The sequence below is a fragment of the Rothia sp. QJM3NY_36 genome (assembly GCF_056173115.1).
The window spans coordinates 2,295,354-2,314,370 of record NZ_CM149658.1 but is presented as its reverse complement, the minus strand read 5'-3'; the positions used below and the strand labels follow the sequence as shown (position 1 = coordinate 2,314,370).

26 protein-coding genes and 2 pseudogenes are annotated in these 19,017 nt (G+C 67.6%); 21 read left to right on the top strand and 7 right to left on the bottom strand.

Annotated elements, in window-relative coordinates:
* The first annotated feature begins 265 nt into the window (after positions 1-265).
* The 4 genes and pseudogenes from AC0VXQ_RS10360 to AC0VXQ_RS10345 all read left to right on the top strand — a co-directional run bounded on the left by AC0VXQ_RS10360 (position 266) and on the right by AC0VXQ_RS10345 (position 4,032).
* Entirely contained in the window at positions 266-1,687 is a 1,422-nt protein-coding gene (locus tag AC0VXQ_RS10360; RefSeq protein ID WP_058730785.1) for a Rep family protein, read from the top strand.
* Positions 1,684-2,274: a hypothetical protein gene (locus tag AC0VXQ_RS10355; protein ID WP_196825857.1), complete on the top strand. Its 591-nt coding sequence runs from the start codon at positions 1,684-1,686 to the stop codon at positions 2,272-2,274. Before AC0VXQ_RS10360 ends, AC0VXQ_RS10355 begins: the two co-directional genes overlap by 4 nt.
* Positions 2,271-2,732 (top strand): annotated as a pseudogene (locus tag AC0VXQ_RS10350) (relaxase/mobilization nuclease domain-containing protein); the annotation flags it as partial. The gene AC0VXQ_RS10355 and the pseudogene AC0VXQ_RS10350, both read left to right, overlap by 4 nt.
* A 412-nt stretch (positions 2,733-3,144) precedes the next feature.
* On the top strand, positions 3,145-4,032 hold the full coding sequence (locus AC0VXQ_RS10345; RefSeq protein WP_064725087.1) for an ABC-2 transporter permease: 888 nt from the start codon (positions 3,145-3,147) through the stop codon (positions 4,030-4,032).
* An 18-nt stretch (positions 4,033-4,050) separates the two neighbouring features.
* Here AC0VXQ_RS10345 and AC0VXQ_RS10340 read toward each other — a convergent pair whose 3' ends face one another.
* Positions 4,051-4,353 (bottom strand): hypothetical protein, encoded by a 303-nt coding sequence (locus AC0VXQ_RS10340; RefSeq protein ID WP_081046171.1) that lies wholly within the window; start codon positions 4,351-4,353, stop codon positions 4,051-4,053.
* 49 nt (positions 4,354-4,402) lie between these two features.
* Positions 4,403-5,827: a mercury(II) reductase gene (gene merA / locus AC0VXQ_RS10335; RefSeq protein WP_224799544.1), complete on the bottom strand. Its 1,425-nt coding sequence runs from the start codon at positions 5,825-5,827 to the stop codon at positions 4,403-4,405.
* Between the two features lie 106 nt (positions 5,828-5,933).
* On the opposite strand from merA, the gene AC0VXQ_RS10330 reads away from it, so the two are divergent.
* Positions 5,934-6,323 carry a heavy metal-responsive transcriptional regulator gene (locus tag AC0VXQ_RS10330; protein WP_058730782.1) on the top strand — a complete coding sequence of 130 codons (390 nt, stop codon included), beginning with the start codon at positions 5,934-5,936 and terminating at the stop codon, positions 6,321-6,323.
* 241 nt (positions 6,324-6,564) lie between these two features.
* Here the strand turns inward: AC0VXQ_RS10330 and AC0VXQ_RS10325 are convergent.
* Positions 6,565-6,609, bottom strand: a pseudogene (locus AC0VXQ_RS10325) (hypothetical protein); the annotation flags it as partial.
* 107 nt (positions 6,610-6,716) lie between these two features.
* On the opposite strand from AC0VXQ_RS10325, the gene AC0VXQ_RS10320 reads away from it, so the two are divergent.
* The 4 genes from AC0VXQ_RS10320 to AC0VXQ_RS10305 all read left to right on the top strand — a co-directional run bounded on the left by AC0VXQ_RS10320 (position 6,717) and on the right by AC0VXQ_RS10305 (position 8,406).
* Positions 6,717-6,881, top strand: a complete 165-nt coding sequence (locus AC0VXQ_RS10320) for a hypothetical protein (RefSeq protein ID WP_224799683.1) — start codon at positions 6,717-6,719, stop codon at positions 6,879-6,881.
* Between the two features lie 18 nt (positions 6,882-6,899).
* Positions 6,900-7,046, top strand: a complete 147-nt coding sequence (locus AC0VXQ_RS10315; RefSeq protein ID WP_224799545.1) for an antirestriction protein ArdA — start codon at positions 6,900-6,902, stop codon at positions 7,044-7,046.
* Between the two features lie 83 nt (positions 7,047-7,129).
* Positions 7,130-7,468, top strand: a complete 339-nt coding sequence (locus tag AC0VXQ_RS10310) for a hypothetical protein (RefSeq protein WP_058730781.1) — start codon at positions 7,130-7,132, stop codon at positions 7,466-7,468.
* 89 nt (positions 7,469-7,557) lie between these two features.
* Positions 7,558-8,406, top strand: a complete 849-nt coding sequence (locus AC0VXQ_RS10305) for a hypothetical protein (protein WP_061225167.1) — start codon at positions 7,558-7,560, stop codon at positions 8,404-8,406.
* A 220-nt stretch (positions 8,407-8,626) separates the two neighbouring features.
* Here the strand turns inward: AC0VXQ_RS10305 and AC0VXQ_RS10300 are convergent, their stop codons facing one another.
* Both AC0VXQ_RS10300 and cmtR read right to left on the bottom strand, forming a co-directional pair.
* The gene (locus AC0VXQ_RS10300; protein WP_224799547.1) at positions 8,627-9,229 is read right to left on the bottom strand and encodes a cadmium resistance transporter; all 603 of its coding nucleotides are present in this window, start codon (positions 9,227-9,229) and stop codon (positions 8,627-8,629) included.
* A complete protein-coding gene (gene cmtR, locus AC0VXQ_RS10295) occupies positions 9,226-9,585 on the bottom strand; it encodes a Cd(II)/Pb(II)-sensing metalloregulatory transcriptional regulator CmtR (protein WP_006590980.1) in 360 nt (119 codons plus the stop codon). The genes AC0VXQ_RS10300 and cmtR overlap by 4 nt, the downstream gene beginning before the upstream one ends.
* A gap of 3 nt (positions 9,586-9,588) precedes the next feature.
* Between cmtR and AC0VXQ_RS10290 the strand changes: the two genes are divergently transcribed.
* Complete coding sequence (locus AC0VXQ_RS10290; RefSeq protein WP_475528646.1) at positions 9,589-9,798, top strand: helix-turn-helix domain-containing protein; 210 nt, start codon at positions 9,589-9,591, stop codon at positions 9,796-9,798.
* Positions 9,799-9,994: 196 nt separating this feature from the next.
* Entirely contained in the window at positions 9,995-10,570 is a 576-nt protein-coding gene (locus AC0VXQ_RS10285) for a recombinase family protein (protein WP_058730778.1), read from the top strand.
* 77 nt (positions 10,571-10,647) lie between these two features.
* Here AC0VXQ_RS10285 and AC0VXQ_RS10280 read toward each other — a convergent pair whose 3' ends face one another.
* Together AC0VXQ_RS10280 and AC0VXQ_RS10275 are read right to left on the bottom strand one after the other, a co-directional pair.
* Positions 10,648-11,097 carry a hypothetical protein gene (locus AC0VXQ_RS10280; protein ID WP_131800570.1) on the bottom strand — a complete coding sequence of 150 codons (450 nt, stop codon included), beginning with the start codon at positions 11,095-11,097 and terminating at the stop codon, positions 10,648-10,650.
* Positions 11,098-11,175: 78 nt separating this feature from the next.
* The gene (locus tag AC0VXQ_RS10275) at positions 11,176-11,559 is read right to left on the bottom strand and encodes an ArsR/SmtB family transcription factor (protein ID WP_081101466.1); all 384 of its coding nucleotides are present in this window, start codon (positions 11,557-11,559) and stop codon (positions 11,176-11,178) included.
* A gap of 92 nt (positions 11,560-11,651) precedes the next feature.
* Here AC0VXQ_RS10275 and arsM point away from each other — a divergent pair, with 92 nt between their 5' ends.
* From arsM to AC0VXQ_RS10225, 10 genes are all read left to right on the top strand, one after another.
* Positions 11,652-12,485 (top strand): arsenite methyltransferase, encoded by an 834-nt coding sequence (gene arsM, locus AC0VXQ_RS10270; RefSeq protein ID WP_475528644.1) that lies wholly within the window; start codon positions 11,652-11,654, stop codon positions 12,483-12,485.
* A gap of 38 nt (positions 12,486-12,523) precedes the next feature.
* Positions 12,524-13,642, top strand: coding sequence for an ACR3 family arsenite efflux transporter (arsB, locus tag AC0VXQ_RS10265; RefSeq protein ID WP_061225172.1), 1,119 nt, complete (start codon positions 12,524-12,526; stop codon positions 13,640-13,642).
* On the top strand, positions 13,639-14,064 hold the full coding sequence (locus AC0VXQ_RS10260) for an arsenate reductase ArsC (protein ID WP_224799550.1): 426 nt from the start codon (positions 13,639-13,641) through the stop codon (positions 14,062-14,064). Before arsB ends, AC0VXQ_RS10260 begins: the two co-directional genes overlap by 4 nt.
* On the top strand, positions 14,057-15,127 hold the full coding sequence (locus AC0VXQ_RS10255) for an ArsO family NAD(P)H-dependent flavin-containing monooxygenase (RefSeq protein ID WP_475528641.1): 1,071 nt from the start codon (positions 14,057-14,059) through the stop codon (positions 15,125-15,127). The genes AC0VXQ_RS10260 and AC0VXQ_RS10255 overlap by 8 nt, the downstream gene beginning before the upstream one ends.
* A 74-nt stretch (positions 15,128-15,201) precedes the next feature.
* Positions 15,202-15,570, top strand: a complete 369-nt coding sequence (locus AC0VXQ_RS10250) for an ArsR/SmtB family transcription factor (protein ID WP_224799551.1) — start codon at positions 15,202-15,204, stop codon at positions 15,568-15,570.
* Positions 15,560-16,438, top strand: coding sequence for a permease (locus AC0VXQ_RS10245; RefSeq protein ID WP_475528639.1), 879 nt, complete (start codon positions 15,560-15,562; stop codon positions 16,436-16,438). The genes AC0VXQ_RS10250 and AC0VXQ_RS10245 overlap by 11 nt, the downstream gene beginning before the upstream one ends.
* Before the next feature lie 45 nt (positions 16,439-16,483).
* Positions 16,484-16,651, top strand: a complete 168-nt coding sequence (locus tag AC0VXQ_RS10240) for a hypothetical protein (protein WP_165590097.1) — start codon at positions 16,484-16,486, stop codon at positions 16,649-16,651.
* Between the two features lie 73 nt (positions 16,652-16,724).
* Positions 16,725-16,955 (top strand): low molecular weight phosphatase family protein, encoded by a 231-nt coding sequence (locus AC0VXQ_RS10235; protein ID WP_174520361.1) that lies wholly within the window; start codon positions 16,725-16,727, stop codon positions 16,953-16,955.
* A 186-nt stretch (positions 16,956-17,141) separates the two neighbouring features.
* Complete coding sequence (locus tag AC0VXQ_RS10230; protein WP_100463407.1) at positions 17,142-17,972, top strand: LLM class flavin-dependent oxidoreductase; 831 nt, start codon at positions 17,142-17,144, stop codon at positions 17,970-17,972.
* A 240-nt stretch (positions 17,973-18,212) separates the two neighbouring features.
* The gene (locus AC0VXQ_RS10225) at positions 18,213-18,878 is read left to right on the top strand and encodes a histidine phosphatase family protein (protein ID WP_475528636.1); all 666 of its coding nucleotides are present in this window, start codon (positions 18,213-18,215) and stop codon (positions 18,876-18,878) included.
* Positions 18,879-19,017: the final 139 nt, after the last annotated feature.

Sequence of the window (19,017 nt, the reverse complement as noted above, 5' to 3'; positions counted from 1 at the left end):
GATGGGCCTGGCCTGGCATCCGCCGGAGGCGGGCTGCCCGTCGTCGTGATGCCCGTCCTCATCCGTGCTCCGCACTCCAAGAGTTCTGGAAGCCTCATCCGTTCCTACGGGCGCGGCAAGGGCTTGTCGATTGCCGCGCCATGCAACAACATGCCTGGTCAGCTGCCGGTTTCGCCTTCGCTCCACCGCGTGACCCCGCAGGATCATTTGGAGGTCAATAGGGGGTCATTTAAGGCGCCGTACGCTCCTTCCGACGTCCTGGGCGGTGGTCGCCGTGGCTAAGCAGGAGAACAACCCGACGAGCATCGGGCTCACGCAGTACCTCGATCCGTCGTACTGGACCTGGGCCGCCGAGGACGCGAACGGGGCCGCGCTGCTCCAGCAGGGAGCCGGGGCGATCCTCGCCTACGTGGTGCAGCGGCTCGAGGCGATCGGCTGTGAGGTCGTCGAGGCCTACGGCATCGTGCACGACAAGGACGAGCGCGAGGTCTGGAGCGACACCGAGAAGACCCTCGTGGTCGAGCCGAAGCCGGATCACCTGCACGCGGTGATCAAGTTCGCCAGCCGCGCGAAGAGCGCGCCTCTGGATCGGCTCGCGTTTGGCATCGGCGTCGAACCGCAGTACGTCGAGAAGCCCGGTCGCGGGCGGTACGCCTTCGACAACATGCTCTCGTACCTGACGCACGTGAAGTACGCGGACAAGCACCAGTACGCGCCTTCGGAGGTCGCCACGGTGCGCGGGCCGGACTACCTCGGCATCGACGCCCAGCGCCGGGAGACGTGGCTCAAGGGTCGCGCCCACGTGAAGAAGAAGGTCGTCGCCGAGAACTTCGAGGACATGCGCGAGCGCGTGCTCCAGGGCGAGATCACGCGCGATCAGATCATGCTTACCGATGAACTGTTCGACATCTACTCGCGGCATCAGCGGGAGATCGACGATGCCCTGTCCGCCTACGGTCAACGCCGCGCGTACCGGGCGGCGGCGAAGCTCCGCGCCGGTGAGTTCTCGACGCACGTGGTATTCGTGCACGGGGATGCCGGTATCGGCAAGACCCGGTTCGCCACGGACTTCATCACCGAGGCGATCAACGCGGCGAACGCCCACGGCGAGCGGTGGCAGGTCTACCGGGCCGCCACGGGGAACCCCCTCGATGACTGGCGCGGGGAGGAATTGCTGCTGCTCGACGATCTGCGCGCCTCGGCGATGGACGCGAACGACTGGCTGCTGCTGCTCGATCCGTACAACGCCTCCCCGGCGAAGGCGCGCTATAAGAACAAGGGCGAGGTGGCCCCGCGTCTCATCGTCATCACGGCGACGATCGAGCCCGTCGAGTTCTTCTACTACGCCCGTCAGAAGGGCAACGTGGACGAGGCGCTGGACCAGTTCATCCGCCGCCTGGCCTCGGTCGTGAAGGTCTACCGTGCCGACGAGATCAACCGCTACCTCGTGCAGCACATCGGAAGGATCGAGCCCTACGAGTGGCATCAGTGCAGCGTTCCGGCCGCCGCGCACACGCCCGGCATGTACGGGAACGCGTACCACCGGAACGCCGGGTCGCGGGAACTGACCTACGGTCCGGAGACCTCGGCCGACCACGACGCGGACGGCGCGGTCGCGGAGCTGCTGAGCGGGCTCGCCGTGCGGAGTCCGGACGTGCCGCTGGCACTGATCGGAGGTGCCGCATGAGCACCGAACTGGACGCGCTCTTCCAGGGGGTCGAGGGGGCCGGAGGCCCCTCGCAAGCAGACATGGAGGACACGAGCGTCAGCGATGTGTCCGACATGCCTACTGCTTGCCACTCTGGCGTACAGGTGGAGCAGCAGACCGACTCCCAGGTGAACACGGGTCGGGCTGATGCGGAGGCTGTGCGGCAGAGTCACGGCGGCGCGAAGCGTCGTCGTGGGGGCCGCGCGAAGCTCGATACCGACTTCGGAGAGGCCACGCTCGCGGCGCTTCGCACTCGTGCGAAGCGGCTCGGGCTGGCTCCGAGCACGTGGGTGCGGGCCGTCGTGCGCGATGCCCTCCACGCCTCTCGGAGCGAGGAGCTGGACGCCGCCGTGGCCGCGCACCTGCTCGGCGTCGAGGCGCGCGCGCAGGTGTCGGCGGACGCGCGCGAGCTGGCCGCGCAGATCCGCCCGCTGGCGATCAACGTCAACTACCTGGACCACCGAGCACGTGCCGGTGAGGCGGTGGCGCTGTCGTCGGAGGTGCCCGAGCTGATCGAGCTGCTGCGCGAGGTCCGCGCCCTGCTCGGTGATCGGACGGCGTCATGAGCACGACGCACTACAGCCCGAGCGCCAGCGCCGCCGACACGGAGCGCTATATCCGGGGCAAGGAGGACGAGCGGGGCGTCGCGATCACGTGCGATGTGCCGGGAGGCCCCGGCGCGTTCTCGGCGCGCGCTCGGGCGCTCACGCAGAACACGACGCGCGAGGTCGAGACGCTGCACTACCGCCAGTCGTTCAGCGACGAGGAGTTCGACCCGAAGAACCCCGAACACGTGCAGCGGGTGAACGACCTGGGCTACCAGCTCGCCAAGAAGATGCACCCGGATTCCGACTGCCTCGTCGTCAGTCATGTGGATGGGCGGGGAAAGAAGCCGCACAACCATATTTTGGTTCTCAATCACAACAACCGCACGGGAAAGGCGCTCTCGGACTATCGCACGTTCCACGACCGCAAGGCCGGGAATCAGAAGGGCGTGCAGTCGGCGAACGACGAGCTGATGCGCGAGCACGGGCTCTCGGTCGTGAAGCGGCTGGAGCACGCGCCGAAGGACTGGGAGCTGCGCCGCGAAGACTTCGCCGAGGGGTCGCTCGACCGCGAGATGGGCGACCGGATGAGTGCGGCGCTGGCCGATCCCCGCGCGGTGGACAAGGCCGGTCTGGTCTCGGTGATCGAGGAGCAGAACCAGCAGCTCGGTGATGACGGGGATCGGGTGCCACGGATGCGGCTGCACAGCCCCGTCAGCAAGAAGGGCAAACGCGCCGGGCAGGAGACCTGGACGCTCTACATCGAGGACCGCCGCGGCGAGTCCGGGCGTGCCGAGCGCCGCAAGCGCACGAGCGCACTCTCGGCGGACTTCACCCCGGAGGGCGCGCAGGCGTTCTTCGACTACCACCAGCAGCAGAAGGAGCAGGAACATGAGCGCAGCACTCGACAGGCTGAAGCAGCAGAACGGGCCCGTGCAGTCGCCGCAACCGCTCGGCAGTCCGGAGACGATGGAGCTGTTGACCTCGATCCTCGCCGCCGTCGAGGCGCAGAATACGAGGATCGCCACGCTGACCGAGCAGCAGAAGAAGCTCGCGGGGTTCGTGAAGGTGGACAGCGAGGAGCAGGAGAAGCAGCTCTCCGCGATCTCGCATCAGCTGACCTCAACGTCGCCGCCGCCGGAGTCGAACGAGAACAGCGAACTGCTCGCCGGAATCGCGTCCACTCTCGCGGGTATGAGCGTGAACCTCAACGGGGAGAGTCTGAAGGGCTCAGCCTCTAAGTCCGAGGCTGCCGCCAAGCATCTCGATGAGAGCCGGGCTAAGTTCGAGCGGGCCGCGAACGGTGCGCAGAAGGCCTGGCGGGAGTCGATCACCCAAGCCAGCGCCGAGGCGACGAGTGCGATCAGCACGGCCCGGGATCAGGCTGTGCAGTCGATCGAGAGGGCCGCTGCCGTCGCCGGGGCCGTGGCAACAGCCAAGATTGACGCCGCGAACGAGCGGGCCGAAAAGATCATCGCCACAACGGCGAAGCTGGAGGCCCGTCAGCTTTGGTCTGTCGCCGCGTCGATGTGCCTCGCGCTGCTGCCGGTCGCAGTGATCGTCGCGGGTGTTTGGATGGCCGTCGCCGGGCTTATCACGGGCGCTCAGTGGGCCCTCGACGTGGACGGGAGCGTGTGGCTCGGGATCGGTCGCTGGCTCGTGGTCTCCATGGGCCTCGCCGGGGCTGGCTACGGACTCTTCGCGTCCGTCCGCTGGGTCGCCGGTCTCGTGGAGACCTGGAAGGGCCGCGGGATGCCGAGGTGGCCCCGTTGGCGGTGATGGCTGGATCCGATCGAGCTACCGGTTCCGATCAGCAGTCGAAGGATTTTCGCAGCAGCCAGTCCTGCGGCCTCGGTGCCGCCGCCGTAGCCTGACGAGCATCCCGGCCGTGACGGCCATCGCGACGGCGATCCCGGCACCGATGATCCAGGGATTGCCGAGGAGCCCTCCGACGCCTGCGAGTGCTCCGCCCGCCGCGATGAGCGGCAGGCCGCAGGAGAGCAGCAACGGAAGCGCGCAGCATGCCAGTAGGAGCAGCCCGGTCCCTGCGGCGACGATGGGACCGGCGCGCCGTTCGTCGCGGTCGTGATCGGCGCTCATCGTCTGCACCTCTTCCGGATGAGATCTCCCCGATTGCATGCGTTGCCGTTCATGCGCAGCACGAGAGCAGTGACGGGTCGGTGGTGAAGGACTTCGCGGCGATCCGGATGCCTTCGGTCATGGTCAGGTAGGGGGCCCAGGCGTCGGCGACTTCGGCGATGGTCTTGCCGAGCACGTGGAGGCCTGCGGCGGCGAGTTCCCCGGCGTCCTTGGCGACGGCGGTGAGGCCGAGGATCTCGCTCGTATCGGCGTTCACGACGATCTTGATGAACCCGCGGGTGTCGCGGTTGATCACCGCCCGGGGCACATACTCCAGGGGCAGCACGCGGCAGTCGCAGCGGATCCCCGCGGCGACGACCTCCTTCTCGGTCATCCCGACCGCGCCGATCGCCGGTCCGGTGAACGTCACCCGCGGCAGATGGGAGTAGTCGACGGACCGGTCGGCGTCGGCGAACGCGTTCTCGGCAACGAGGGTGCCGTGGTGGGCCGCGACGTAGACGAACTCCGGGTGCCCGGTCACGTCGCCCGCGGCCCAGATCCGCGGGTTCGACGACTGCAGATGGTCGGAGACGACCACCTCGCCGGAGTCCCCGGTCTTCACCCCGACCGCATCGAGGTTCAAGCCGTCGGTGACGGGACGGCGTCCGAGGGCGACGAGCACCTGGTCGGCGCGGAACTCCTGCGAGCCGCCGGACACGTCCGCGGTAACCACGACCTGCCCGGTCGCCGCGTCCCGGGACACCCGGGTCGGCACCGCGCGGCGGACCACCCGGATGCCCTCGTCGGCGAACACCTCCTGCAGTGTCCGGGACACCTCCGGCTCCTCCTTCGACGCGAGCCGGGACCGCACCAGCACGGTGACCTGGGAGCCGAGGCGGGCGAACAGCTGCGCCTGCTCCAGGGCAACGTAGCCGCCGCCGAGCACCAGCATCGACTCGGGGACCTCGGTCAGGTCCATCGCCGTGGTCGAGGTCAGGTACCCGGCCTCGTCCAGGCCGTCGATCGGCGGAGCCCACGGCCGCGCACCGGTGGCGACCAGGTAGTGCTCGGCCTCGATCGTCTCGACCGCTCCGTCTGCGGCGGTGACCTCCAACACCGGCGCGTCCGGGGTGCCCGCGAACCCGGCGTCTCCCCGCCGGACGTGCCACCCGTATGAATCGGCGACGTCGGCGTACTTCTCGCCCCGCATCGTCTCGACCAACGCCTGCTTCCCGGCGATCAGCGCGGGCATGTCCTCTGGGCCTGCCGTCGTCGCGATCCCCGGGAACCGGTCGGCGGCGTCGGCGGCGACGTGCCGTGCATCGGCGGCGGCGATGAGGGCCTTCGACGGCACGCAGCCCGTGTTCACGCAGGTGCCGCCGAGCGTGCCACGCTCGATCATCACCACCGACTTCCCGAGCATGGTCGCGCGAATCGCGGCGGCGAACGCTCCGCCGCCCGATCCGATGATGGCGAGATCGTACTTCGTAGGCATCGCTGCTCCCGTCAAGGCTTGGACTTCTGTTCCGTTTCAGCCATACTGGACCTTCCAGTGCAGGGGAAGGCCAAGCGTGGCCCCTGCCGAATGATCGGAGGCCGCAATGCGCATCGGAGAACTCGCCGAACGCGCGGGCACCACCTCGAAGACGCTCCGGTTCTACGAAGAGCAGGGACTGCTGCCCCCGGCCGACCGGACGCCATCCGGGTACCGCGACTACGCGCCCGACGCCGTCGCCCGGATCGACTTCGTTCACCGTGGCCAGGCCGCAGGCCTCACCCTCGCCCAGATCCACCAAATCCTCGACATCCGCGACAGCGGCCACGCGCCCTGCGAGCACGTGCGAGACCTCCTCGACGCGCGCCTGGCCGAGATCGAGCAGCAGATCGCCCAGCTCACCGCCCTGCACGGCACCATCGCCGACCTCCGGCACGACGCCGCGCACCCGGACCCCGACACATGCAGCCCAGACCAGGTCTGCCGGTACCTGTAGAGGGACGCGGACCGAGAAAACGAGAGCCATAAAACGAACATGCGCTACGAGCACTTAGCTTCATGACGCTCGTGTCGTCGAAGTGGCACAGCAGCCGCTGACACGCCACGCCAGGCGTGGCCGGGAGACCTCCCGAGGAGTAGGTGATCAGCCTGCTCACGGACGAGGAGGACCCCATGACGACCAGCGCCCGCATCATCCGCCACACCGAGCCCCGCGCGTGGCTTGGCTGTCTCACGTGTTATTCAGAAGCCGATCTCGTCGGCAGGTGGTACGACGCCGAGGACTGCGACGAGGTCACCCCTGCCCAGCTGCACGGTCACGCGACCGACCACGAAGAACTCTGGGTGATGGACCACGAGGGCATCCCCTGTCACCGGCGAGATGGACCCCATGACCGCGGCCCAGTGGGGTCGCGTCCTCACCTCGGTGCCGGAGCACCAGCAGGAAGCCCTCTTCGCCTGGGTCCGGTCCGGCAGCTATGTCGCCGAGGGTGAGGGCGACTTCCCGTCGCTCGAGGCGTTCGAGGACGTGTACAAGGGCGAGTGGTGCTCATGACGCGAGTACGCCGACCACATGCTTGAGGAGGGCGGCCTCCTTGAGGGTGTCTCCGATGAGGCCCGCCGCTACATCGACTACGACCAGTGGGCACGTGACCTGCTCATGGACTACACGGTCGAGGACGCCGAGGACGGCGGCGTCATCGTCTTCCGCAACCTCTGATCTATAGGCGCGTTTACTGCACTGTCACGTAAACGCGCCTATAGCATGTCTGACAGATCCCTGCCTCCCATAGGAGCCCCACCATGCGACGCCACCTGATCACCGCCACCACGCTCGCCATCGCCGCCACCGCCCTGCTCGCCGGCTGCAGCGGCAACAACCTCGAGGGCACCTACCTCGACGCCAAGGAGGGGCGCTACATGCTGATCCTCGGCGAGGACGGCACCTGCGGCCACCAGGAGCGGACCAACCCGCAGGCCGAGATCGACGAGGACTGCTCGTGGAGCCGCAACGGCGACGAGCTGACCTTCGTCGGCCTGATGAGCTACAACGTCTACGGCACGGTCAACGACGACGGCTCGATCACCATCCCGCACCAGAACCACGTCACCTCGAAGCTGCTGCAGAAGCAGGAGAGCTGAGCGCGATCACGAGACCCCCGGGGAGCATCCGCTCCTCGGGGGTCTTTTTCTTGATCTCCGTGAATGCAGGGGTCAAGGGATAATGAAGCATGCGCATTAGTGATTTCTTCCAGGAGCCAGCAGGGACTGGCAACCCCTGGGATTCATCGAAGCCGGTTCTCAACGCCGACCTGATCACCCAGCTCGCACAGGGCACCGCCCACGACCCGAACCCACTGGAGACAGCGCTCGAGCTCACCAGGCTCGTCCGAGCAGAGTACGAGTCCTACGGCACCGAGAAGTCGCACCTGCGGACCGACGAGGACGAGGCGAGGGCCGCGCTCAGGGCGCTCCGCATGCTCCTCAAGCGAAGAGGCATCGTCTTCGACCCTCCGTGGCGCGACTTCTCGTCCTTCCACAGTCACTGGATCGCTGAAGGTGCCTATGGGGATTGGCAAGCTCGGCGCGACATCATCGAGAAGGTGTTCCGGCCGATCCAAGATCAGCTCGAGGAGGCAGAGGAACAGCAGTTCATGGGCGAACTGACCGAAGGCATCTCGCCGCACGGCGATCTCGGCTGGACTGACGTCTACGATCACATCTCACAGCTGCGGCATCGCTTCAGGTCAGCCTCCACGCCTGTCGACTACAAGGACGTGGGCAACCGCTGCGTCGGCGTCCTCGAGGCGCTCAGCGCCCATGTCTACGACCCTGAGGTGCACTGCCCACCGGGACTCTCAGAGCCTCCGGTGGACAAGACCGACATCCGCATCGGCGCGTACATCGACCACCGTTTGCCCGGCAAGTCCAATGAGGAGCTGCGGGGGCTGACCAAGAAGGCATCGGCTCTCGCCCACAAGATGAAGCACTCACCGAAGGCCGACCGGACCACGACCGGCATCACCGCGGATGCCGTGATTCTGTTGGCGAACATCTTGCGTCGACTCGAGGACGGCTGAGGTCCCGCACGCAGAACAGGGCGCCCGTCGATCCTCCTTCGTCGGATCACCGGGCATCGGGAGGTGTGGTTGTGGCTTCGTTCGCTTGGTGGCGGGGTTTTTGCAGCGCTCTGTGGCGGTCTTGTTGCCGTGATCACGCAGGACTGGCTGCAGGTAGGTGTCGCGGTCTGGACCGAGAGGGGTGCGCCCGGTCGGGGCCGTTTGGATCGCTGCCGCTACGTCAGAGTCCGAAGGCTCCGCCGCTGACAAGGATCACGATGCCGAGGCCGATGAGAACGATGGGGAAGAGGATGTGCTCCCAGCGTTCGAGAACTTCGGCGATCGGGGGGCGGGTGGCGACGAACTTTGCCAGGGCCACCAGGACCGCGACGAGCGCGAGGAAGACGATGCAGTAGGCGACTACTGCGAGAGGTTCCACGCTGAGGAAGACAGGGGTGTAGACGCCGATGTTGTCGCCGCCGTTGGCAAGGGTGACGCCTGCGACTGTCCACACGCCGACCTTCTTGCCGGCAACCTTGGCCTCGTCGTCATCGTCGTCATCGTCTCCGCGCCAGGCCTGCCATGCGGCCCAGAGGCCGAGGCCCAGAGGGATGAGACCGAAGTACGGGATGACTGCCGAGGGCAGGAATGCTCCGGCGCCGGTGGTCACCAGGACCGCGGCACCGAGGATGCCGGCGAATCCGAGGTACTGGCCGGCCAGAATGCGGGCGGTAGTGCCGCGCTGGCTTGCCCCTCGCGCGAAGAAGAGGGAGAGCACGATGATGTCGTCGATGTTGGTCGCTGCGAACAGGCCCATCGCCTGCAAGACCGAGGTGAGGATCATGCGCCCTCCCCAGCTGCGTCGCATCCGGGAAGCGAGCAGGCGGGATCGATGCACGGGGCGTCTTCGTCCACTGCCAGGGTGGCATCGACCAGTGCCGTCAGCGCCTGCGCCAGGTGCGAATCGGCGATCTCATATCGTGTCCGACGACCCTCGGGCTCGGAGACGACGATCCCGCAATCGCGCAGGCATGCCAGGTGGTTGGACACGTTCGGGCGTGTCAGGTCCAGATCTCGGGCCAGTTCCGCCGGGTAAGCGGGATGGTCGAGCAGGGTCAAGATGATCCGGGATCGAGTGGGGTCGGCCAGTGCACGACCCAGGCGGTTCATCACGTCGAGACGCGAAGCAATAGTCAGCATGCAGTGAACTATACAGCGCGAACTGAACACTCGGTCACAGGCGTCAAGGGCAAACTCAAAGGCAAGAAGCCCAAGCTCTCGCCCTCTCGGCGCAAGCACCTGCTGACGTTGCACACGGCCGGCGAACACACCCAAGCCGAGCTCGCCGAGCTGTTCAGCGTCTCCCGCACCACCATCTACCGCGAGCTGCGCCGCACCACGGCCGACACCTGACCGCGCCTGCACCGCCACTGAGCAATCACAGAAACCCGCCACCAAGCCATCACATCCACAGTGTGGTCACCTACCAGCTGAGCACCTGTCCAGCGAGGTGTACCCGTTGAACACGGGGCGAGTCCCTGACTACGAGCTGTTCACCAGGGTCGCATTTTGATAGGATGGACACATCTGCACAGGGGGTCTACACGATATGAACACCACAGGTAAGCTCGTCGGCTACGCGCGGGTCAGCTCGGCCGACCAGCACCTCGACCGGCAGCTCGAGGTGCTCAGCCGGGCCGACAAGATCTTCACGGAGAAGATCTCCGGCAGCAGTCGGGAGCGCCCCGAGCTGACCCGGATGATCGAGTACGTCCGCGAGGGCGACACCGTGCTCGTCAAGAGCCCCGACCGCCTCGCCCGGTCGACCACCGACCTGCTCGCCCTCGTCGAGCAACTGCGCGCCAAGGACGTCCAGATCGAGTTCATCGACAATCCTGCGCTGAACACCGATACGCCGCAGGGAGAGTTCATGCTCACCGTGCTGGCTGCGATGGCACAGCTCGAGAGGGCGACCATCCGAGAGCGCCAGGCCGAGGGCATCGCCATCGCCAAGAAGAAGGGCACCTATGCCAGGACGGTGCGCCTGAGCCCCGAGCAGATCACTGAGGCCCGCGAGCGGGTCGAGGCGGGCGTCGCCCATGCTCGGGTGGCCAGGGAGCTGGGTGTGTCACGCACGACCCTCTACGCCGCCCTGAGCGGCTCCGGTGCCTACGCGACCACCTGAGCCCCCACGACACACAGAAGCGCCCCGGACATCTCGTCCGGGGCGCTTGCCGTGTGGGAGGTAACGGAGTGCGGGTCTCACGCAGACTGCCTCCAGTCGCTGTCGTCCTCAGGGACCTCAGGGATGAACCCGGCCTCGTCGGCCGGCGACGGCTTCACGCCCTCGTCCCGGCGCACATGCTCGACATCGCGGTCGCTCTTGTCCTTCGTGACCTTCACGCCCGTCTTGGAGCCGACCCCCTTGATGAGGTTGCTGATGAGCGTCGGGGCGACGATCACCGAGGCGACGAGCGCCGAGATGCCGCCTGCGATCCAGACGTTCTGGAAGATCCCCATCGCCTGCGTCAGCAGCAGCCGCACGACCATGAAGCCGACCGTGTACAGCACGGCCATGAGCGCGAGCCGCCAGATGGGCGAGCGGGCCTGGAACGCCTGGAACTCCCGCCATGCCGTGCGCAGCGCACCCTTCGTCTCGCGGGAGTCGGGGCCGTCGTCCTCCGGCAGCACCAGCAGCGCTGCCTTGAGCATGAGGCCGACGAACCGGAACCCTCGCGGGAGCATCGTGGCACCGCTACGCCGCCCTGCGCCGCTGAACCCCGAATCTCCTCAGCAGGAGCCCGCGGGAGTGTCAGTGCTCAGTGTCTGCGGGTCGAGCGCGGCCGAGAGCATCCCCAGGATCTCGGGAACGACCGCGTAGTAGGCCCACCTGCCGCGCTGCTCACGCGTGACCAGGCCGGCGTCGACGAGCTGCTTCATGTGATGCGAGACCGTGGGCTGGGAGAGGCCGACAGGCTCGGTCAGATCGCACACACACGCCTCCCCGCCGGACTGCGCAGTGATCATCGACAACAGCCGCACACGGGTCGGATCACCGAGCGCCTTGAACAACCGCGCCAACTGCTGCGCATCCTCGACCGCGAGCACCCCACCCGTGACGGGGGCGCAACATCCTCCCGTGTCGGTCGCGACCAGCGGCAGTGAGATCGGCATGCCCTCGACCCTACGCCATGCATTGACAACTGTCGATGCATCGACGAGCATCAATATGTTGTCGGGGCGCCCCGCGGGAAATGGAGCAGGCAATGAGCGAGAACGAGAACACCGAGCTGCGCGAACAAGTCCGCGCCCGCTACGCCCAGGCCGCGACCGCGGTCACCACCGGCACCCGCAACGCTGATCTCCTGGTCGAAGAGGCGTCTGTCTCTTCGTGCTGTTCCAGCACCTCCGCCACAGAGGGATCGAATGAGGCGGCCGACGACTCGTACTGCGCTCCGACCGAGCGGAGCTTCGGCGCGGGTCTCTACGACGAGGCGACCGCCGCCGGACTCCCATTGGAGGCGGTCGAGGCCAGCTTGGGCTGTGGCAATCCCACGGCGGTCGCTGAGCTGCACGAGGGTGAGCGGGTGCTCGACCTCGGCTCCGGTGGCGGCATCGATGTGCTGCTCTCCGCACGCCGTGTCGGACCGACCGGGTTCGCCTACGGCGTGGACATGACCGACGAAATGCTCGCCCTGGCCGAGAAGAACAAGATCGAGGCCGGGGCGGAGAACGTCGAGTTCCTCAAGGGCACCATCGAGGACATACCGCTTTCGGACGGGTCGGTGGATGTGGTGATCTCCAACTGCGTCATCAACCTCTCCTCCGACAAGCCCGCCGTCCTTGCCGAGATTTTCCGCGTCCTCGCGCCGGGTGGCCGTATCGGGGTCTCCGATGTCGTCGCCGAAGACCGCCTCACCCCCGAAGAGCGTGCTGACCGCGGTTCCTACGTTGGGTGCATCGCCGGAGCCCTGTCGAAGACCGAGTACCTCGACGGCCTCGCCAAGGCGGGGTTCACGGGTGCGAGCGTGGAGTTCACGCACGAGGCCGCGGACGGGATGCACGCCGCGATCATCCGCGCCACTAAGCCTACGAACTAACCGCATACCCCGAGCTAACGAGGAGACTGAGCAGCACGATGCCCGCACCCCCGAACACCACGAGCACGAATACCCCAGCGCCTGCGCCTGCGGCGAGGCGGCAGTTGTCGACGTTGGATAAGTGGCTGCCGGTCTGGATCGGGCTGGCGATGATCGCCGGCCTCCTCCTGGGCCGCTTCATCCCCGCCCTGGCTGACGTGCTCACGAGGATGGAGGTCGCGGGCATCTCGGTGCCGATCGGACTGGGCCTGCTGGTGATGATGTACCCGGTGCTCGCGAAAGTCCGCTACGACAAGATCGCCGCCGTCACCGGCGACAAGAAACTCCTGGTGTCCTCGCTGGTGCTGAACTGGCTGCTCGGCCCCGCGGTCATGTTCGCCCTCGCCTGGCTGTTCTTGCCCGATCTGCCCGAGTACCGCACCGGCCTCATCATCGTCGGCCTGGCCCGCTGCATCGCGATGGTCGTGATCTGGAACGACCTCGCCTGCGGTGACCGCGAAGCCACCGCCGTGCTGGTGGCGATCAACTCGATCTTCCAGGTCATCGCGTTCTCGTTCCTCGGCTGGTTCTACCTCACGACCCTCCCCGGCTGGCTCGGCCTCGACACCCAGGGTCTGGACGTCTCGGTCGGGCAGATCGCCCTCAACGTGCTCGTCTTCCTCGGCGTACCGCTGGTCGCGGGGTTCGCGACCCGCTGGATCGGTGAGAAACGCAAGGGCCGCGCCTGGTACGAGGAGAAGTTCATCCCGCGCGTCGGGCCGTGGGCGCTCTACGGGCTGCTGTTCACGATCGTGCTGCTCTTCGCCCTCCAAGGCGAAGCCATCACGCATAATCCCCTCGATGTCGCGAGGATCGCGTTGCCGTTGCTTGTCTACTTCGCGTTCATGTGGTTCACAGGCCTCCTGCTCGGCAAGGGCATCGGCCTCGGCTACGCCCGATCCACCACGCTGGCGTTCACCGCGGCGGGCAACAACTTCGAGCTCGCCATCGCCGTCGCCATCGGCACCTTCGGCGCAACCAGTGGGCAGGCGCTGGCCGGGGTGGTCGGCCCGTTGATCGAGGTGCCTGTCCTCGTCGCTCTCGTCTACGTCTCCCTGTGGGCTGCACGCCGCTGGTTCCGCACCGACCCCTACCAGAACGAAACGAGCCCCCGATGACCACCGATACCACTCCGACGGTGTTGTTCGTCTGCGTCCACAACGCCGGGCGCTCCCAGATAGCCGCCGCCTTCCTAACCCACCACGCCGCGGGCCGCATCGCGGTCCGCTCCGCTGGGTCGGAGCCCGCCCACCAGCTCAACCTGGCCGTGGTCGAGGCCATGCGCGAGGTCGACATCGACATCACGGCCGAGCGTCCGAAGCTGCTGACCCCCGACGCGGTGCAGACCGCTGATGTGGTCATCACGATGGGGTGCGGCGATACCTGCCCGTTTCTCCCCGGCAAGCGCTACGAGGACTGGCAGCTCGACGACCCCGCAGGGCTTGGGCTCGAGGAAGTGCGCACTATCCGGAACGAGATCGAGACCCGCGTCCGCATCCTCATCGCCGAACTGCTCGGTCCTCAGGAGACCGATGAGTGAGCATGCCGACGTCGTTGTGATCGGCGGTGGCCAAGCGGGCCTGGCCGCCGGCTACTATCTGCGCCGGGCGGCGCTGAACTTCGTGATCCTCGACCGGCAGGACCGTGCAGGCGGCGCCTGGCGTCACGGCTGGGACTCGCTGCGACTGTTCTCCCCGGCCGAGTACAGCCCGCTGCCGGGCTGGCCGATGCCGCGCCAGCGGGGCGAGAGGTTCCCCACCGCCGGTCACGTCGTCGAGTACCTGCACGACTACGAACAGCGCTACGAGCTGCCCGTGCACCGGCCCGTCCAGGTCAGCGACGTCCGCGCCCACAGCCGCGGGCTCAGCGTTGAGACCGACCGGGGCACCTGGCACGCCGCGTTTGTCATCAGTGCTACCGGCACCTGGGAAACCCCCTTCATGCCCGCCTATCCGGGCATGGCCGAGTTCGCGGGCGAGCAGCTACACACGGTCGACTATTCCGTCCCGGAGCGATTCTGCGGCCAGCGGGTGCTGGTCGTCGGTGCCGGCAATTCCGCCGCGCAGATCGTCGCCGAGGTCTCCACCATCGCGGAGACGACCTGGGCGACCCGACACCCGCCCCGGTTCATGCCCGATGATGTCGATGGCCGCGTGCTCTTCGACACCGCCACCCGAGAAGAAGCCGCCCGGAAGGCGGGAACACATGCCGATGGGGTCTCCGGTCTGGGCGACATCGTCATGGTCCCCAGTGTCCGTGCTGCCCGCGACCGCGGCGTGCTGCGTCCCCGCCCCCTGTTCGACCGGCTCACCGCCGAGGGAGCGGCCTGGAGCGACGGCACCATGGATCCCTACGACGCGATCATCTGGTGCACCGGTTTCCGTCCCGCCCTGAACCATCTCGCCTCCCTGGGCCTGAGGCGCGAGAACGGCGTGCCCAAGACCATCGGCACACGCTCCGCCGACGAGCCCCGCCTGCACCTGCTCGGGTACGGGGACTGGACCGGCTTCGCCTCAGCCACCCTGATCGGGACGGGCAGGACGGCCAAGGACGCAGTCCATGACATCACCAGCCATCTCCCCGCGGCGTCACCCCCACAATAGATAAGCCGTCGCTTGTGTCATAAGCGGTCGCTTGTTAGTGTGGAGGTATGTCTTCACCGATACAAATTCCGGCCGTGGCCTCGGACCTCTCGGCCAAAGAACGCGCCGCCTACCTGGCCCCCACCCTCTCGGCTCTGGCCGACGAGAACCGTCTGACAATCGTGCTGTGCCTCGCCGATGGCGCCAAGACGAACAAGCAGCTGCAGGAGGCCACCGGCCTCAGCCAGGCACTGGTCAGCCACCACGTCTCCGCCCTGCTCAAAGCGGAACTGATCGAAGTGGCCCCGCAGGGCCGGTCGAACCTCATCTCGATCTGCTGCGAACAGTTGGCCGCCCCAGTCCAATGGCTGGCCCACCTTGCAACCCTGACTCCCGCCGGACAGCGAGCCTGCTGCACCGAGGCCGAGATCCCGGCACGCAGTGTGGTGACCGATGCTGACTGACACGCTCGGCACCTTCGCACTGCTGCTGGGCGAGCTGCTGGCCCTCTTCCTCGTCGTCTCGACCGTCGTCGCGCTGATCAACCGGCGATTCGGCCCGGAGAAGATGCGCGACTGGATGAGCAGCGGGAAAGTCCCCGGACCCATCAAGGGACTACTTTTGGGGGCGGTGACTCCATTCTGCTCCTGCTCGACACTGCCGATGCTGGTCGGAATGCTCAACGCCGGGGTCGCCTTCCAGACAGCGATGACCTACCTCATCGCCTCACCGCTGCTCAACCCGATCATCGTCGGCGGCATCGGAATCATCTTCGGGTGGACGACCGCCATCGTCTACACGCTCTTCACCCTGGCCGTCTCACTGCTCGCCCCGTGGGTATGGCGCGGCCTGGGCCTGGAGAAGGCGCTCAAGCGCGTGCGCGTACAGGGCGAGAAGACGCCCGAGCCGTGGAAAGGAATGCGCGACGAGATGCCCGGAGCGCTCCGCCAAGCCTGGACCGATCTGCGCCCCCTGCTTGTGCCCCTGCTCATCGGCGTGGCGATCGGAGCCGCGATCTACGAGTTCGTCCCCGAGGATCAGCTGACCGCCTTCGCCGGAGCCAACATCTGGTGGGCGGTACCCCTCGCGGCGATCATCGGCATCCCACTTTACATCCGCTTGGAGACCATGCTCCCGATCGGGCTGGCCCTCCAGTCCGCCGGTGTGGCCCTCGGCCCGATCTTCGCCCTGATGATCGGCGGGGCCGGGGCCTCCCCGCCAGAGGTCTCGATGCTCACGGCGGTCTTCAAGCCACGGCTTCTCGTGACATTCGTCGTTAGCATCCTGGCCGTCGCGATCGCCGGCGGCTACATCCTCACGATCACAGCCTGATCCCGACAACTGTCCCCGTAAACCCACCACAGGAAAGGAACCACCATGGGACTGAAGGACCTGTTCACCGGACGCTCGAAGAACGAGCAGTCGGACTGCTGCAACGTCGAGATCGTCCCGGCCGACGAAGACGATAAGCAGCAGAACACCAACACTGAAGCACCTCGGCAGGCAGACATGAGCTGCTGCCAGGACGCCAAGACAGAAGGCTGATCCTTCCCACGGAACTTCGATGCTGTGTCATAGGAACAGCCACGAGGGCCTCGCCACTGGCGAGGCCCTCGCCGTGTGCGCAATCCAACCCTTCGACCATGCCACGCTGCTCGCCACCGATACCGCGCAGACCTCGGCTGCAGTGAGCACGACGAGATGTGGCGACACCTGCCCGATCTTCCCCGGCAAACGCTACGAGGACTGGCAGTTGAACAACCCCGCAGGACTTGAGCTCGACGCGGTGCACCCCATCCATAACGAGATCGGATCCCGCATCCGCGACCTCATCACCGAACTCACCTGACCCAAGATCACGACCGGCCCAGCGCACCTGCCGAGCATGGACCTCTCCCTCTTCACCGATAGCCCCGGCCGGCCCTGGCCGGGGCTATTCCGTCATCTCCATCATCGGACCCTGCCGGTGATCCTGCGCGCCTCGTCCTCATGACGAAGCGCCTCGTTCTCGAGCTGCTTGCCCAGCGCCCGCAGCATGTCGACCCGCTCCATCCGCTCGTCGTACGAGAACCCGCTGCACCTGGCGGAGGAGGCCGCGGCCCTGGACCTGCTCTCCGACGGCCGGGTGGCCCTGGGGGTGTCCCGGGGATCCCCCGAGCCGGCCCTGCGCGGCTGGGAGACCTTCGGATACACGGGGTCGAAGGATCCCCGCGGGGCGGACCTGGCCCGGGCGAAGTTCGACCTCTTCCTGCGCGCGGTGCGCGGGGAGGCCCTGGCCACGGCGGACCCGGAGCAGTACGGGCCCGGTCGGAAACTGGCGGTGGAGCCGCATTCCCCGGGGCTGGATCGGCGCATCTGGTGGGGCGCAGGCTCCCGGGACACCGCCGAGCAGGCCGGGCGCATGGGGGTCAACCTGATGAGCTCGACCCTGCTCACCGAGGCCACCGGCGACGCCTTCGGGGACCTGCAGGCCGAGCAGATCCAGCGCTACCGGGCCGCCTGGAAGGAGGCCGGACACGAGGGCAGCCCCCGGGTGTCCGTCTCCCGGTCGGTGTTCCCGGTGGTGGATCAGCGGGACCGGATGCTGTTCGGCGCCGGGGGCACGGACGGGGACCAGATCGGCATCATCGACGGGTACCGCGCCACCTTCGGCCGCACCTACGCGGGCGCGCCGGATGAGCTGGTCGCGCAGCTGAAGAACGACGCCGCCGTGCAGGCCGCGGACACCCTGATGCTCACGATCCCCTCGCAGATCGGGGTGGACCTGAACGTGCACATCCTGCGGAACTTCGCCGAGCACATCGCCCCGGAGCTGGGCTGGAAGCCCAACACCGAGGGGCCGGTGCAGGGGGAGCCGCTGGCGTAGGGGCCCGGGCCTTCCCGTCTCGGGGCCCCGCTTCGGGGGTGCCGTTTTCCGGGCCCCGTTTCAGGGGTGCCGCCGTCTCGGGAGCCTTCCGGTGTTTCGGGAGCACTGCCAGGGCTCCCGAAGCACCGGAAGGCTCCCCAATCGCCACGACGTCGTCAGGGCATCGCCACGACGTCGCCGGGGGAGATCACCCGGGGTCGTCGGAGGGGCCGGTGGGCGGGGCGTGAAAGGATCGAAGCCATGCGCTTGATCCTCGTCCGCCACGGGCAGACCCCCTCCAACATCCACGGTCTTCTGGACACCGACGCCCCCGGTCCCGGTCTCACCGAGCTGGGTCTCGCGCAGGCCGAGGCCGTCCCCGACGCGCTCGCACAGCAGCCGGTGGACCGGATCTTCGTCTCCACCCTGGTGCGCACCCACCTCACGGCCGCTCCGCTGGTGCGCGTGCGCGGCATCGACCCCGTGGAGCTGGACGGCTTCCGGGAGGTGCAGGCCGGGGACCTGGAGGGGACCAACACCGCGCAGAACCAGCGCACCTACATCGGCACCGCCTTCGCCTGGGCCCGGGGGGACCGAGAGCTGGCGATGCCGGGCGGGCCCACGGGCGCGCAGTTCTTCGCCCGGTACGACGACGCCGCGGCCCGCGCCGCGCACGCCGTCGGCCCCGAGGGCACGGCAGCGGTGTTCTCCCACGGCGCGGCGATCCGCTGCTGGGCCTCCGCCCGGATCCGCGGTCTGGATGTGGCGCAGATGGAGAACACCCCCTTGGCCAACACCGGGTACGTGATCGCCGAGGGGGACCCGCGGGGCGGCTGGGACCTCGTGGAATTCCACAACGCTCCGGCCGGCGGTGAGGCCCTGGCGGTCGCCACCCCCGCGGGGGACCCCACCGGCGCCCAGGGCTGACCCGCCTCGCCCCCTACTCCGCCTGCCCCGCCCGGTGTGGGAGGGGTTTCGGTGTTTGGGAGCCACGAGGACGCTCCCACACGTCGAAACCCCTCCCAAATGCGGCGGGAGTCCCCGCGGGGGGGGGAGGGGGGCGGCG